Source organism: Rhizobium sp. P1_E1, from assembly GCF_056406015.1.
The window spans coordinates 1-13,998 of sequence record NZ_JBFUAY010000034.1 but is presented as its reverse complement, the minus strand read 5'-3'; the positions used below and the strand labels follow the sequence as shown (position 1 = coordinate 13,998).

Sequence of the window (13,998 nt, the reverse complement as noted above, 5' to 3'; positions counted from 1 at the left end):
GCGGCCGCCGCGCAGCCACCGTCATCATGGGTGAAAAGATCGTACACACCAGGCGCATAGGCGTCGTTGATTGCAATCAACGTGGGAGCAAAATGCCATTGGGCAGAGCAAAACCACGAACTATTCGGCCCATTCCGCATCGGCGGTAAAGGCGATGGTGAGCCAGCGGTTTGCGCTTTCATCCCCGATTGCGGCACCGATTTCGTCGCGAAGCGCATCCCATTCCTCGACCGTCTTCGCAGGAAGTCCCTCGGGCACGATGAAGTAGAGCTCTATCTGCGTCGCTCGACCGACGCGGGCGACATAGGCGCGGTAGGAAAGGAAGCCGAGACGGCGAACCGTTTCTGAGGCGACATGATCGACATGATCCTTGAGCTCGACAGGTGCAATCAACAGGACTTCGGTCAGTGCCTTCCAGACCGTGCCGATCGGCAGCGGGATCATTACAAGGCAGACCAGGGCCAGCACGAAGGGATCCATGTACTTGGCAACCCAAGCGACGGGCGTCGGCTGCACGGCGAAGCCAATCAGAAATGCTATGAGCAGGGCGAACGAGATACCGCCCGACATGATCCAGGCCTTGATATCGAGTGAGATGAAATCGGATTTCAGTTTGCGGTTCAGCCTGATGCCGATGATGGCCATGACGACACAGATGAGCACCGTCGTGGCGGAATATGCGATGGCAATGCCGAAACGGAGTTCGTGTCCGCCATTGAGGATGCTGATAATCGCATTGATCAGCGCGTAGACCGCGACCGTCATCAGCACGCAGCCGTTGAGCATGAGGACGATCGGCTCAAGGTGCCAGAAACCCATGGTGAAGCGGTTGTGAACTCTGCGCGACAGCGCATCGCGCTGCGCCGATTTCACGATCAGGCTCGAAACCGACAGCGCAAGCCCGGTCATTGCAGCGTCAGCCAGCGAATAGACCCCATCAAAGGCGATGGAGAACGAGCCTGAAAGGATGCCGAAGATGATGCCGAGCGCGGCAATCACGATGGTGGCCGCAATCGAAATGCGTAGAAACCCTTGTTCGTTCCACATCGCCACCTCCCGCGCAGCCCACACGCCTCGCGCTCACTCTAGCGTGTCCGCGCCAATCGTGAAGGCATTCGAGACAATCGCCGACTACGGAGTGAACCGGATTTTCTATTCTTTGGATGGAGGTTCGCGCCCTGGAATGACTGTCCGAAGGAGCTATAGACACTGGGGAGGAAGCCCCGGAGGCTTCGTGACAACCTCGTCGAATGGCGGGCCGCGATCGCGCCCTGCGGCAATCTCGCGATCATTGCCTGAACATCATGAGAGCCGGGGCGATCTGCCCCGGCTCGACATTTGGAGGCATGGCCGGCGCAGATTTCGGTTATTCCACATAGAAAGTCATGTTGCCATTGCGCGCTCGCGTTACCCACTCAATATCATTTGGCGTGAGCTTTTTGGCCTTGAGCTGCGCCACAAGCCATTTGTTCGACCGAACTGCGGCTCTGATGGCTGCGACATGCTCCGCACTCCCCGCCCGAGGGTGTGCGCCAGTCTCTGAAAAATCTGCGATTCTGTAGCTTACAATCGTGAACCTTTTGCTATGATAGGTCCGCACCGCCTCAGGCAAACTCTCACTCCAGTTCATTCTTCGGTATTCGCGTCGATCCTGCTGGGCTTGAACCGGAACGATACCGGCAGCAGTCAATGCGACAATCCCAATGATCATGGCCATTTTCATCGTTCTAACTCCCAAGAACAAAATGATCCTCAGTCGCAAGATATCTTATGCCCAAGAGCCTCGCATTGAGTGTGATCAATAGTGTTCGAGCAAACACCCTGAATAGTTACGTGATTTACGGACACCTTCCTCTTACAATGAGGCAAGGTGGCCGACTGACAATCCAGTTTCAGCGAGGAATTTAAGGGAGACGGGCTGCGCCAGATCGTCGACCGGGGTGATCCTTATCCGGAACGTGCGCAACGCTCGTCGACTACGCATTGAACCGGATTGCAGCGCCAAGTCTTTGGAGGGAAGATCGCGCTGGGCAATGGCGGTCCAACGGAGCCATGAGCACCGGCCTTCGCGGGAGGAGACTTCATGACAACTCCGAATGGCAAGAGCCTCGGACTGGCCGCCTGTACTGCCATCGTGGTCGGAAACATGGTGGGTTCGGGCTTCTATCTCTCGCCGGCCGCAGTAGCGCCCTACGGCAATCTCGCCATCGTCGTCTGGATCGTCATGGGAGCCGGCGCGATCTGTCTCGGCCTCACATTCGCGCGGCTTGCCAGTCTCGTGCCGGCTGTCGGTGGCCCCTACGCCTACACACGGCTGGCCTACGGCGATTTTGCCGGCTTCCTCATTGCCTGGGGCTACTGGATTTCCATTTGGACATCGCTTCCCGTGATCGCCATCGCCTTCGCCGGCGTGATGATCGATCTCGTTCCCGCTTTTGCCAACCGCCTCGCAGCGACATTGCTGACGCTTGGGGTGATATGGGCGATCGTGCTRGTCAATCTTCGCGGCGTTCATGCGGCGGCCCTGTTTGCGCAGGTTACCACCTATGCCAAGCTCATGCCCTTTGGCGCTGTCGCTATCATCGGTCTTCTCTTCATCGACACCTCCCATTTCGCGGAGTTCAACCCCAGCGGCCAGCCGCTGCTAAAGTCGGTCGCGGCCTTGGCGCCGCTGACCATGTTTGCTTATCTCGGGCTGGAATCAGCAACAGTTCCCGCTGGCGATGTTCGGGACGCGAGACGAACCATTCCCCGCTCGACCGTTCTCGGAATTTCCATCGCTGCGGCTCTTTATGTGCTGGGCACCATCGTCGTCCTTGGTGTCGTGCCCCGGGAACAGCTCGTGCATTCCGTCGCGCCGTTTTCCGAAGCTGCGGGGATCATGTGGGGGCGCGGCGGGGAACTGGCAATATCGGTCGCAGTCTTGCTGTCATCGATCGGCGCCCTGAACGGCTGGACGCTGCTGATGGGGCAGGTTCCGATGGCTGCTGCCCGGGACGGGCTCTTCCCTCCCCTGTTCGCACGGCTCTCGAGCCGGGGCGTCCCGGCGGTTGGCATGATTGTCTCGGCATCATTTGCGACCATGCTGGTGCTCGTTCAAGCTTTCGGGTCGGAGGGTTTTGCTGCGGTCTATCGGCTCATGGTCGGGCTGAGCACCATGACTGCCGTCGTCCCCTATGCCTTCTGCTCGCTGGCCGGAAGCCTTGTAGCAGCCGGTGTGACCAAGGAGCGACGAATGCCGCGCGTCACCGCAATCGAGCTCATCGCCTTCATTTTCGCGATATTCACGCTCTATGGGTCCGGCGCCGAGCCGGTCCTCTATGGTCTCGTTCTGCTCATGCTTGGGATCCCGGTTTACGTCTGGCAGAGAAGAAACACGTCCGCCATGCAGGTGGACAGTGAAGAAACGGCAGCGGGTGCTGCGACACACCCGGCCGTATCCTGATAATTTCACATTGAAACCTGCGTCGCCCTCAAGCGTACCAGCTCAGGCCGGTGAAACCACTGCTGATGATCGTTCCGCGCTCGCCGCGCACCATGGCAGCTATATCCGCCAGGGCGCCGATTGCCGTGCTCTTTCCGCTGGCCTGAGCAAAATGGCAGGCGGCATCGACCTTCGGGCCCATCGAACCGGCCGGGAAGGAAAATTGCCTGAGATCGTCAGGCCGGGCTTTATGGATGGACTTCTGAGACRGCTTGCCCCAGTCCGTGCAGACGGCCTGGGCGTCTGTTGCCAGGATGAGGAGGTCGGCATCAAGTTCGCGCGCCAAAAGTTCTGAGCACAAATCCTTGTCGATCACGGCTTCGACGCCGATGAGCTTCCGGTCGCTGCCTTTTTCGTACATCGTCGGGATACCACCGCCGCCGGCACAAATGACGATCGTCCGCTGCTCCAGCAGCCACCGCACCGGACGGACCTCAAAGATGCGCTTCGGCAGCGGTGATGCGACCACACGCCGCCACTTTTCACCATCCTGCTTGAACACCCAGCCCTTCTCCGTGCGGATGCGCTCGGCATCCGCCTTCTCATAGATCGGGCCGACGAACTTGGTCGGGTTGCTGAAGCCCGGATCGTCGGCATCGACCTCGACCATCGTCAGAAGCGTTGCCAGTGGCTGCTCGAACGGCAGCAAATTGCCGAGTTCTTGTTCCAGCATGTAGCCGATCATGCCCTCGGTTTCCGCCCCCAGCACATCGAGCGGATAGGCCTCGTCAGGCTTGTAGGCCGCGCCCTGAAGCGCGAGCAGCCCGACCTGAGGCCCGTTGCCGTGGGTTATGATCAACTCATGTTCGGCCGCCAACGGCGCGATCGCTTCCGCAGCGATGCGCGCATTCCGCCGCTGGACATCCGCGGTCATGGCCTCTCCACGCCGGAGAAGGGCATTGCCGCCAAGCGCAATAACCACACGCATTTTAGTCTCCCAGAGTGGCGACAAGCAGCGCCTTGATTGTGTGCAGGCGGTTTTCGGCCTGCTCGAAGGCGATATTGGCTTCGGACTCGAAGACGTCATTGGTCACTTCGAGGCCGTTGCTCATGCCGTAGTCCTCGGCAATCTGCTTGCCCAACGTCGTCTCGGTATCGTGGTATGCCGGCAGGCAATGCATGAACTTCGTCTGAAAATTGCCCGTTGCCTTCATCAAGGCGTCGTTGACCTGGTAAGGCGTCAACAATTTGATGCGTTCGCGCCAGACGTCCTTCGGCTCGCCCATCGAGACCCAGACATYCGTGTGAATGAAATCGACACCTTGCACGGCCTCCTTGGGGTCGTCGGTAACGAGCAGGCGCGCACCGGATTTCTCCTTCAGGTCCTCGGCGATTTTCATGTACTCCCGGGACGGCCAGAGCGATTTCGGGCCGCAGATGCGCACATCCATTCCCACCAGGCACCCGACGATCAGCAGCGAGTGCCCCATGTTCGAGCGCGTGTCGCCCACATAGGCATACTTGATGTCCGCAATCGGCTTGTCGCTGTGCTCGCGCATGGTCATCACRTCGGCCAGCATCTGCGTTGGATGGTATTCATCCGTCAGACCGTTATAGACCGGCACGCCTGCAAAACGGGCGAGTGTCTCCACGCCCTGCTGCGCAGCTCCGCGATATTCGATGGCATCAAACATGCGGCCGAGAACGCGGGCAGTGTCCTTGAAGGATTCCTTGTGCCCGATCTGCGAACCGGACGGATCAAGATAGGTCACGTTGGCGCCCTGATCCGAACAGGCAACTTCGAAGGCGCATCTGGTGCGCGTGGAGGTTTTCTCGAAAATCAGACAGATTTCCTTGCCTTTCAGGTGCTCTTGCTCGGTGCGGGCATATTTGGCGCGCTTGAGGTCGCGGGCGAGATCGAGAAGGTATCGGAATTCCCGCGGGGTGTAGTCCTGCACGGTCAGAAGTGAACGATTGCGCAGATTGAAGCTCATTGTCTTGCTCCGTCGAGGCTGTTTCGTGGATGCGATGTGTCAGTATGCGGGGTCGCGCCATATCGGGCATGTCATGCAGTGCCCGCCGCCGCGGCCGCGGCCGAGTTCGGAGCCGCGAATGGTGATGACCTCAACGCCTGCTTTGCGCAGAAGCGTATTCGTGTACGTGTTGCGGTCGTAAGCGACGACCACGCCGGGCTCGAGCGCAACGACATTGTTGCCGTCGTCCCATTGTTCTCGTTCGGCCTGATAGGAATTGCCGCCGGTCTCGACTATGCGCAGCTGCGGCAAATCGAGCGCTTCGCTGACGACGTCGAGCATCGGGCGATTTTCGGGATGAATCTCGAATGTGCCCTCATCATCCTTGGGATACATGCTGTAGCAGCGGATCTGATCGACAACCTCGGCAAACAGCGTAACGACATCGCGATCGCAGAAACTGAAAACGGTATCGAGATGCATTGCCGCGCGGCTCTTCGGCATCAGACAGGCGATCACCCGCTTTACGGCATTGCCCCTGAACAGGGCCTGCGCCACTTGGCCGACTGCCTGATAGGTGGTGCGCTCGCCCATGCCGATTAGGACAGTGCCGTTCCCGATCGGCATGACGTCGCCACCCTCCATGGAGGCATTGGCAAACTGGCCGTCTGAATCACCCCACCAGATCCGGAAATCGCTCCCGAGAAAGATCGGGTGAAACTTGTAGATCGCGCGCTGGATCAGCGTCTCGGCGCGTCTTGCTGGCCAGAACATCGGGTTGCAGGTCACACCGCCGTAAATCCAGCAGGACGGATCACGCTGGAACAAGGTATTGGGAATCGGCGGGATGACAAACTCCGTTTCCTGCAAGGCGCTGAGCATCAGCGACTTTGCCTTGACATCCGGCAGGTCGGAAATCGCGATCCCGCCGATCATAAATGCGGCAAGCTGCGTGGCCGGCATTTCGTCAAGCCATGGCCGCATCGCCTCGGCGATCTGCGAGCCGAGCACATTCGGGGTGATGCGCCGATCCAATATGAAGTCTCGCGCCTGCTTGTTAGCGAGCGCCTGACCGAGCATATCGTGGAGTTCTAAAACCTCGACACCTCTCTCCTGCATTTTCAGGACAAAATCATAATGATCCTTCTGTGCCTCATGGACCCATAGGACGTCGTCAAAAAGCAGATCGTGGCAGTTTGCAGGCGTCAGCCGCTGATGTGCCAGAGACGGTCGGCACACCATGACGGTTCTCAGCTTTCCAACCTCGGAATGAACACCAAAACCACGCATGCGGTCCTCCCCGGTCTTTCGTATAGCGGCCGCGCCGCCGGCTCTTTGAACACAATCAAACGATTTTGGCCGGTCATGTCATTGATCGCAGACAAGGTGCGCTGCAGCATCCTGCGATTGGGCACATTCAATGGAGGCGTGAAACTTCGCCTCGATGGATCTGCCATATGCGCCAATGGGTGGGGTGGACTTCCAGTCGTTCACCGGTCATGGCATTCGCCCAACCATCAGGCAGGCGCCGACATGGAAAAATCAGGGCATCAACGCCTTGATCGCCGATGACGGCGAGTTCTATATCCTCTTCGAATGGAGCTTCGACAATCAACCGCCACATCACCGAATCCTCCACGACGATGCACCAGCATCAACTGGATAGAACATCCTCTCGGCTTGCCAGCACTCGGCCGACGTGCTTACTCCTCAAGCGCTTTGCACTTGTCGCGACTACGCTTGCCTGTCCCAACTCGGCGATGAGGCGATCAATGGCGATTTCACGGGCGGAAAAACATCCTGTCAGTGCGACAATCGCTCATCCTATATAGAAAGTCAGATTGCCATTACGGGTCTGTGTCACCCATTCGATGACTTCAGACGCCAGTTTCTTGGCTTTCAGTTTGAACCAGCCACTTGTTGGAACGGGCGGCCGCCCATTTGCTTGCCATAGTAGCGGAACAATCACGCCCGGGCATTGCGCCGGATCAATGGGAATGAGGAAGTCCAAGATATCGCGAGCTTCTCGCTGGGGGGCGCAAGACGACAATAGAGCCTACGCGATGCTACACCGCTCATCCGTTCAAAGGTGGTAATCTTGCATCATTATCGACGAGCAAAACGGTCCAGCGACTGCATAACTTCTCGGATGAGCGCAGGAGACCATCATGTCCATCAAGATGGAAACGCCGCATGTTGCAGAGTACGGTCCTGACGTTTCAACTATGGTCGAAGGGGACTCGTTCATACTAGGGCGCAGCCAACCTTCACGCGTGCTCCGCGAGGAAGATGAAGCGCCCAGGATGGACTGGATCCGGAAGCTCTACGAACACATGCCGGATGCGGTGTTTTTTATCACCGACAGCCATCATATTTCGGCCTGCAACAAAACGGCAGTCGCCCTGTTTGGCTACGACGAAAGCGAATTGGTCGGCCGCAAGATCGACTTCGTCTGGCGCTCGACACCAGATGTTCAACTAAGAGGACGCTGGGCAGACCAAGGCGCAGCGCGCGCCGGTCTTGCCATCACCAAAGGCGGTGCTCAATTCCCGACTGCCCTTACAATCATCAGGGGGCAGGATGCAAAGGAAGGCTTCACTGCAGCGATTTTCGAGGACTTCCGCGCCGAGCGCGAGACATTGCAGCAGGTTCAGGAGCTTCAATGCGAGATTGCCCGCCTCGCAAGAATAACCGCGCTAGGGGAAATGGCATCGACCCTTGCCCATGAGCTTTCACAACCGCTCTCGTCAATCGCTGCTTATTCGCAGGGATGCAGACGCCTCGTCATGAATGATCACCGTCGATGCGGCGAGAAGCTTCGCGAAGCCCTATCGGACATTACGCAACATGCTATGTGGGCAGGAACGATCGTCCAGAACATAAGAGACTTGGTAAAGCCCGGCGCTGGCGCAAGAAAACAGGAAGCGATGCACGAGTTGATCCATGAGGCGACCACACTCGCGTTCGTGGGATCACAGCGCAAGGGGCTCCATGCGGATCTCCGCCTCGAAGCGGCGTGGGACACGGTCATTGTCGACCGTGTCCAGATCGTGCAGGTGTTGACAAACCTTGTTCGCAATGCCCTCGAGGCAACCGACGATGTCGATCAGCCCCATATTGCGATCCGAACCAAATCCGACACATCTTCTCATCTCGTTGTCGAAGTGTCTGACAACGGCTGCGGTATCGCAGCCGAGATCGAGGAGGCATTGTTCCGTCCCTTCGTGACCAGTAAACCGCGCGGCCTCGGCATGGGGCTGGCCTTGTCCAAGCGCATTGTCGAAGCGCATGGAGGCCGCATAACTGCGCGCAAGGGGATGGATTGCGGTTCGATGCTCTGTTTCTCGCTTCCGCTGGCGGAGATCTAAACCGATGGCAAACGACCTCACGATCCATCTCGTTGACGACGAGGAGTCGCTCAGACGGTCGGTGACATTCCTATTGGTATCGGCAGGTTTTGCCGTTCGCGCGCATAGCTGCGCAAAGGCGTTTCTCGAACTTCTGCCCCTTTCCGGGAGGAACTGCCTTGTTACCGACCTCCGCATGCCGCATATCGACGGCATCGAACTGCTCCACCGCTTGCACGATTTCAACACGGACGTTCCGACGATCGTTATCACCGGCCAGGGCGATGTTGCCACAGCCGTTCTGGCGATGAAGGCCGGAGCATCAGACTTCCTGGAAAAACCTCTCAAAGAAGAAGCGTTGATGGCAGCCATCAACGGAGCGATGGGACAAAGACGTCCCGGCAGGGCGATTGCCGATCCCGAAAGTGTGGCGGCACGACTTCGTCAACTCACGGACCGCGAACACCAAGTCCTCATCGGCGTGCTTGACGGCCTGCAGAACAAGATGATCGCCTATCATCTAGGCATCAGTTCGCGGACGGTGGAAGTCCACCGTGCCAATGTGATGGCAAAAATGGGCGCGCGCAACCTGACGGAGCTCATGTGGATGGCCATTACTATTGACGCGACCGGACAGCGATCTGAAATCGAGAGGGGCGCGCCCGCCGTCCACATATTGCCCCACCTTCGCTGATCGGAAAGCAATCCTTGCAAGCAAAGACATGTAGGATATGATGCGTTAGAAGATGCTTAAATAATAGCGCGATCTTGTCGTGGGGGCGGGGCGGTCATGGGAAGCGCAAAGGTCAACACTTTCCGCAGTTTTGAGCCGACAGCAGACGAAATCTGCCTGCAAGTCGAGCGCATCCTCATGAGCGAGGAATTTCACACCCCGAAACGCGGGCGAAATTTCCTGGAATTTGTCGTCAACGAGACACTTGCGGGTCGATCGGGGTTTTTGAAGGCGTTTACGATAGCAAATATGGTTTTCGGCCGGGAAGCATCGTTCGATCCGCAAAACGATCCGGTCGTCCGGATCGAGGCCGGCCGAATAAGAAAAGCCCTCGAGCGCTACTACCTTGTCGCGGGCCAAGCGGACGAGGTCATCATTACCGTGCCGAAAGGCGGATATGTTCCCCATTTCGAATATGCTCAGGATGCGCTCGACCCCGTATCTGAGCCCGTATCTGAGAAAACGCTGGAAAAGTCGCCGGCCGGGGGACTGGATGATCAAGACGATCCGCTTCCGGACATAGGTCGCAGAGCGAGGCCAGTCGCTCTTGGCCTTGGAGCCACTCTCGTCACCGTTCTTGCGCTTCTGCTCCTCGCTCTTGCTGGCGCACTTTCGGTTTCGCGGAATGTTTCAAGCCGGGCACCGCCGCCGGGATCAGCGGAACCAAAAGTGGTTGTCGATTTTTTTGCCGAAAGCGGCCTCATTGGCGCCGGTTCGGACATCGCGCGTGGCCTGAGGGACGACGTCATCGGCCAACTCGCTCAGTTTGATGACATCGTCGTGGTTACCGGCTCGATACGCGGCGAACCTGCTGACGGCGCCGCCTATGCGCTCCAAGGCAATGTCCAGCTCGATGGCAGCAGGATGCGTGCCGCTGCGAGGTTGGTGCGTCAATCCGATGGTGCCGTCATATGGGCCGACAATTATGATGCTAATCTCGATGTTCAAAACAAGCTTGTGATTCAAGCCGATGTCGCCGGGAAAATCGCCAGCGCGATTGCACAGCCCTATGGCGCTATCTTCCAAGCCGATACGGAAACGATCGCCAGGCCTGCGGAGAATGGCGGCTCGGACGCCTATGCCTGCACCTTGATCTATTACAGCTACCGGCAGACCATGACTGAACAAAGCCATCGGAAAGCACGCGAATGCCTGCAACAGACAACCCAGCGTTTTCCCGATAACGCATCCTCTTGGGCCCTCCTGTCCATGGTCTATCTTGACGAGATACGTTTTCGCTACAAACTCGGCACGCCAGCTTCAGCCCAGCCCCTCGAACTGGCGATTGCTGCGGTGGAACGGGCAATATCGCTGGCGCCCGGCAATCCGCGCGTGCTTCGGGCTCAGATGCTGGTGAGCTTCTTCAGAGGGGATATCGGGAAGGCGCTGACGGCCGGGACCTCTGCCTATGCCGCAAATCCAGACGATGTCGAAGTTGCAGGCGAATACGGCTCCCGCCTTGCGATGTCAGGAAAATGGCAATCAGGTTGCGAATTGCTGTCGATCGCTCTCAGCAGGAACGCCGGACCTAAAGGTTTTTATGAGGTTGGCATGGCTTTATGCGCCTTCATGCGAGGCGATATCGAAGCGGCGGAGCAGTGGTCGCGACGGTCCGATCTCGATGGCAACCCCATGCACCATCTCTTGCTGCTGTCCATTCTCGGGACCGCTGGAAAGACGAATGAAGCCAGACTGGAACGGGAATGGCTCAACACCCACGCACCGGAAATGATGGGCAATGTCCATGCGGAGATCTCTCTGCGTTTGCAAAGACCGGAAGACCAGGAGCTGTTCCTCAACGGCCTGCGCGCCGCGGGAATGGTCATTTCTCCTGTCAACACGCCAAGATAGTTACGGGTCAGGGCTCTGCGTCGCCAAACTTGCGAAATTTTGAAATCTCCATCGCGATTTGCACGGCGATGTCGTCCTCGACATCGAGAATCGTCTGGCCACTCAGATCGCGATCATATTGATTTGCCCAGACGACTACCCCGTCGGCGCCGTCTATCAGGCGGATATGCAGATGCACGACCGTGCTTTCGACAAGTGCACTTCCTTGCAGGTTGAAATGCGGTCCGCTCGTTACCGCGCCGGAGCGGCCTGGAGTAAGCACGACCAGGTTTTGCACCTCCATGAGTTTTGAAATCAGCTGATCGCCCAGTCCCTTTGCAAAATTAGCTGTCTGCGCCGTGCCGTCGAGGGCGACGAGGGGGTCGACAGCAATCCTGATCCTGTTCGTCGGCGTTGAGGCAACAGGGGTCCGGGTCGCTTGCGGTGGTGATAGGTAGGATTCGAGGGGGCGAATGAGGGCTAAGATCGCCATTGCCCCGAATAGTGCAGGGACACCAATCGGCAGCAGAAGATGGCGATAGGTCGTTGGCCCCTGCTGCCCAGTCTGTTTTTGTGGATTCTCGTGATCTTGCGAAGCGGCCACTTCGCTAGCAATCGACGTGTTTTCGCCGCTCGAAAACCGCGTCGCGTAGCCTCCTTTGGGAATTGTGATACGTATCGGGTCGTTGCTTCCACACACGAGGTAATATCGCTCGAGTGCGCGGCGGATACGGCCGGCCTCTATGCGTACGACCGGATCATTCTGGGCATCGAAGGACGCGTCGCGTCCGAAAACGACCTGCGCGATCATATAGGCCTTAAGCCGTTCGCTGTGCCCTTCAAGCGTCTCTTCAACAATATACTGTAGAAAGCGACGCCCGCGCTCGGGAGCATGGAATTGCGGGCTTGCGAGTATGCGTTCAAGCTGCTCGCGCACACTTGCCGGATCTTGAGATAAGTCGCGTTCCCCTCCATCTTCCGATGCCATACGACCTCCCACGACATTTTCGTGTCGCTCTCCCCAAAGGGCGAATGCCTTATACACCGTAGAGTAATCCGGGGCTTCCGTAGCAATACGTAAGGGGTATCTCGAATATCGGGTCCCGCGGCAATTGCTTATGCTCCGATGCGGATAGGGGCGACGCAGATGCTTCAAAATCACGCAATAAATTACACGACTGCTCGAGGCCACCGGTATGGAGGCGCAGCCGCTACAACCAAAGATCAGTCGATTAGGCTCAAGGCCGATGAGACGATCTACAGCGAAGGCGAACACGCGCTTACGATCTACCACGTAGAAGCGGGCGCTGTGCGGATCTACAGACTGACGGCCGCCGGACAGAGATACATTCTGTCGTTTTACGGAAAGGGCGAATGGTTCGGACTTGAAACGGGCGATATACGCACCGATTTCGCCGAAGCCGTCTGCGAAACCTGCGTCACGCCCTTTCGCGCCAATCATGACGCCGTCGTTYCCATCGATCTTCTGCACATTGCCTTGACGAATCTTGCCAAGGCGCAACACAAACAACTCGTCATCACCGAGCAGAGCGCACTGAAGCGCGTCGCGGCCTTTGTCTGCGAAATGGCCGACCGTCATCCAGGCGATTGCGAATTTGACATGATGATTTCCCGCAGCGATATCGCCGACTATCTTGGACTGACAGTCGAAACCGTTGCCCGCTGTTTCACGAAGCTCCGCGAAAAACGTATCCTTTGCCTGAACGGCAAACTGCAACGCATCGTTCGCCTTCTCGATCGCGATGCGCTGATCAGCCTCACGATCTAACGGCAAAGCATTCGCAGGTTCGATCTCCGAAAGAAGGACTTTGACGATGACGCATACATCTCGCCGGAAATCAGGCACATCGGGCAAAATGCTCTATGCAGGCTTGATATCGTTGGCCTTTCCCATGACGGCAGTTGTGGCGCAAGACAATCCGTTTGATCAGTTCCCGGTGGTTATCCAGTGCAAATACCACGAAACCTTTCACGCCTTTTATCTGTCGCGTGTGTCTCAAGATGGAACTGCAACCTATTCTGCATCCGACCGGATCGCCGGCACCATCACGATCGACGGCAAGGCAAAGGCAATAGGCGCTGAAGGCGGAGGCAGTTGTGTCGGCAAAACCTTGTCAGAGCTTCGCGCATCGCACCAGGCCTACGACCTGAAACGCTAGGGCATCGAATTGAAAATGAGAGATCCAGAGGATCTTTCGCATCCTGGCAAGGCTGCCCCCTGCAATCGCTGCGTCCTCGGACTCGATCGCGGTGGTCGGGCCGGAGGAGACGACGGTTAGTTCAGCCCTGAGCTTCATAAAGGTTTCTTGAACGCCTCGATGCGGTGAAGCCCAACGACTTATATGAAAAAATCCAAACCTCCGGCGTCGCGCTCCTCGACCGTCCGACGGACGCCGTCCTCAGCATCGGGCGGTAGGGTACGCCTCAGCATCACGGGTTTGCACCGGCCTAACGTGACTTACCCGGCAAATGAATGTTTGYCATTTCTTGTTTTGCAGTGCACAATATTTACTGCTAACAGGGACGTGAGCCGTTGAGAATTTGCATCTACAAATCAGATGAAGTTCCTGAAGTAACGCTGTTCTTACGAGAAGGCGTACCGGTGCCCGCACATCCGAAAAGCCAAAAGTGGCGGCACATAAAAGCAGTCGTTGGCAAAGAGGTAAGGGC

Annotated in this window: 14 protein-coding genes; 7 read left to right on the top strand and 7 right to left on the bottom strand. The window is 57.6% G+C overall.

Annotated features, from left to right (window positions below):
• Nucleotides 1-120 precede the first annotated feature (120 nt).
• Nucleotides 121-1,047: a cation diffusion facilitator family transporter gene (locus tag AC1D1Z_RS14420; protein ID WP_018245777.1), complete on the bottom strand. Its 927-nt coding sequence runs from the start codon at nucleotides 1,045-1,047 to the stop codon at nucleotides 121-123.
• Between the two features lie 319 nt (nucleotides 1,048-1,366).
• Entirely contained in the window at nucleotides 1,367-1,723 is a 357-nt protein-coding gene (locus tag AC1D1Z_RS14415) for a hypothetical protein (RefSeq protein WP_370090923.1), read from the bottom strand.
• 360 nt (nucleotides 1,724-2,083) lie between these two features.
• Between AC1D1Z_RS14415 and AC1D1Z_RS14410 the strand changes: the two genes are divergently transcribed.
• Complete coding sequence (locus tag AC1D1Z_RS14410; RefSeq protein WP_018245779.1) at nucleotides 2,084-3,445, top strand: amino acid permease; 1,362 nt, start codon at nucleotides 2,084-2,086, stop codon at nucleotides 3,443-3,445.
• A gap of 28 nt (nucleotides 3,446-3,473) precedes the next feature.
• On the opposite strand, the gene arcC is transcribed toward AC1D1Z_RS14410, so the two are convergent.
• The 3 genes from arcC to arcA are packed head-to-tail and all read right to left on the bottom strand — an operon-like array spanning nucleotide 3,474 to nucleotide 6,687.
• On the bottom strand, nucleotides 3,474-4,412 hold the full coding sequence (gene arcC / locus AC1D1Z_RS14405; RefSeq protein ID WP_477850941.1) for a carbamate kinase: 939 nt from the start codon (nucleotides 4,410-4,412) through the stop codon (nucleotides 3,474-3,476).
• 1 nt (nucleotide 4,413) lies between these two features.
• Nucleotides 4,414-5,418 carry an ornithine carbamoyltransferase gene (locus tag AC1D1Z_RS14400; RefSeq protein ID WP_477850939.1) on the bottom strand — a complete coding sequence of 335 codons (1,005 nt, stop codon included), beginning with the start codon at nucleotides 5,416-5,418 and terminating at the stop codon, nucleotides 4,414-4,416.
• A gap of 39 nt (nucleotides 5,419-5,457) precedes the next feature.
• A complete protein-coding gene (gene arcA / locus AC1D1Z_RS14395) occupies nucleotides 5,458-6,687 on the bottom strand; it encodes an arginine deiminase (protein ID WP_018516608.1) in 1,230 nt (409 codons plus the stop codon).
• Nucleotides 6,688-6,841: 154 nt separating this feature from the next.
• On the opposite strand from arcA, the gene AC1D1Z_RS14390 reads away from it, so the two are divergent.
• On the top strand, nucleotides 6,842-7,063 hold the full coding sequence (locus AC1D1Z_RS14390) for a hypothetical protein (protein WP_018245783.1): 222 nt from the start codon (nucleotides 6,842-6,844) through the stop codon (nucleotides 7,061-7,063).
• A gap of 153 nt (nucleotides 7,064-7,216) precedes the next feature.
• Here the strand turns inward: AC1D1Z_RS14390 and AC1D1Z_RS14385 are convergent, their stop codons facing one another.
• Complete coding sequence (locus tag AC1D1Z_RS14385) at nucleotides 7,217-7,408, bottom strand: hypothetical protein (RefSeq protein ID WP_163925754.1); 192 nt, start codon at nucleotides 7,406-7,408, stop codon at nucleotides 7,217-7,219.
• A 157-nt stretch (nucleotides 7,409-7,565) separates the two neighbouring features.
• On the opposite strand from AC1D1Z_RS14385, the gene AC1D1Z_RS14380 reads away from it, so the two are divergent.
• From AC1D1Z_RS14380 to AC1D1Z_RS14370, 3 genes are all read left to right on the top strand, one after another.
• On the top strand, nucleotides 7,566-8,765 hold the full coding sequence (locus AC1D1Z_RS14380; RefSeq protein WP_018245784.1) for a sensor histidine kinase: 1,200 nt from the start codon (nucleotides 7,566-7,568) through the stop codon (nucleotides 8,763-8,765).
• A gap of 4 nt (nucleotides 8,766-8,769) precedes the next feature.
• Nucleotides 8,770-9,438 carry a response regulator transcription factor gene (locus tag AC1D1Z_RS14375; protein WP_018245785.1) on the top strand — a complete coding sequence of 223 codons (669 nt, stop codon included), beginning with the start codon at nucleotides 8,770-8,772 and terminating at the stop codon, nucleotides 9,436-9,438.
• 96 nt (nucleotides 9,439-9,534) lie between these two features.
• Complete coding sequence (locus AC1D1Z_RS14370) at nucleotides 9,535-11,328, top strand: membrane protein (protein WP_018245786.1); 1,794 nt, start codon at nucleotides 9,535-9,537, stop codon at nucleotides 11,326-11,328.
• A 7-nt stretch (nucleotides 11,329-11,335) separates the two neighbouring features.
• Here the strand turns inward: AC1D1Z_RS14370 and AC1D1Z_RS14365 are convergent, their stop codons facing one another.
• On the bottom strand, nucleotides 11,336-12,295 hold the full coding sequence (locus tag AC1D1Z_RS14365; protein ID WP_018245787.1) for a membrane protein: 960 nt from the start codon (nucleotides 12,293-12,295) through the stop codon (nucleotides 11,336-11,338).
• Between the two features lie 159 nt (nucleotides 12,296-12,454).
• On the opposite strand from AC1D1Z_RS14365, the gene AC1D1Z_RS14360 reads away from it, so the two are divergent.
• Both AC1D1Z_RS14360 and AC1D1Z_RS14355 read left to right on the top strand, forming a co-directional pair.
• Nucleotides 12,455-13,096, top strand: a complete 642-nt coding sequence (locus AC1D1Z_RS14360; RefSeq protein ID WP_477850934.1) for a helix-turn-helix domain-containing protein — start codon at nucleotides 12,455-12,457, stop codon at nucleotides 13,094-13,096.
• Between the two features lie 88 nt (nucleotides 13,097-13,184).
• Nucleotides 13,185-13,487 (top strand): hypothetical protein, encoded by a 303-nt coding sequence (locus tag AC1D1Z_RS14355; RefSeq protein ID WP_018245789.1) that lies wholly within the window; start codon nucleotides 13,185-13,187, stop codon nucleotides 13,485-13,487.
• Nucleotides 13,488-13,998: the final 511 nt, after the last annotated feature.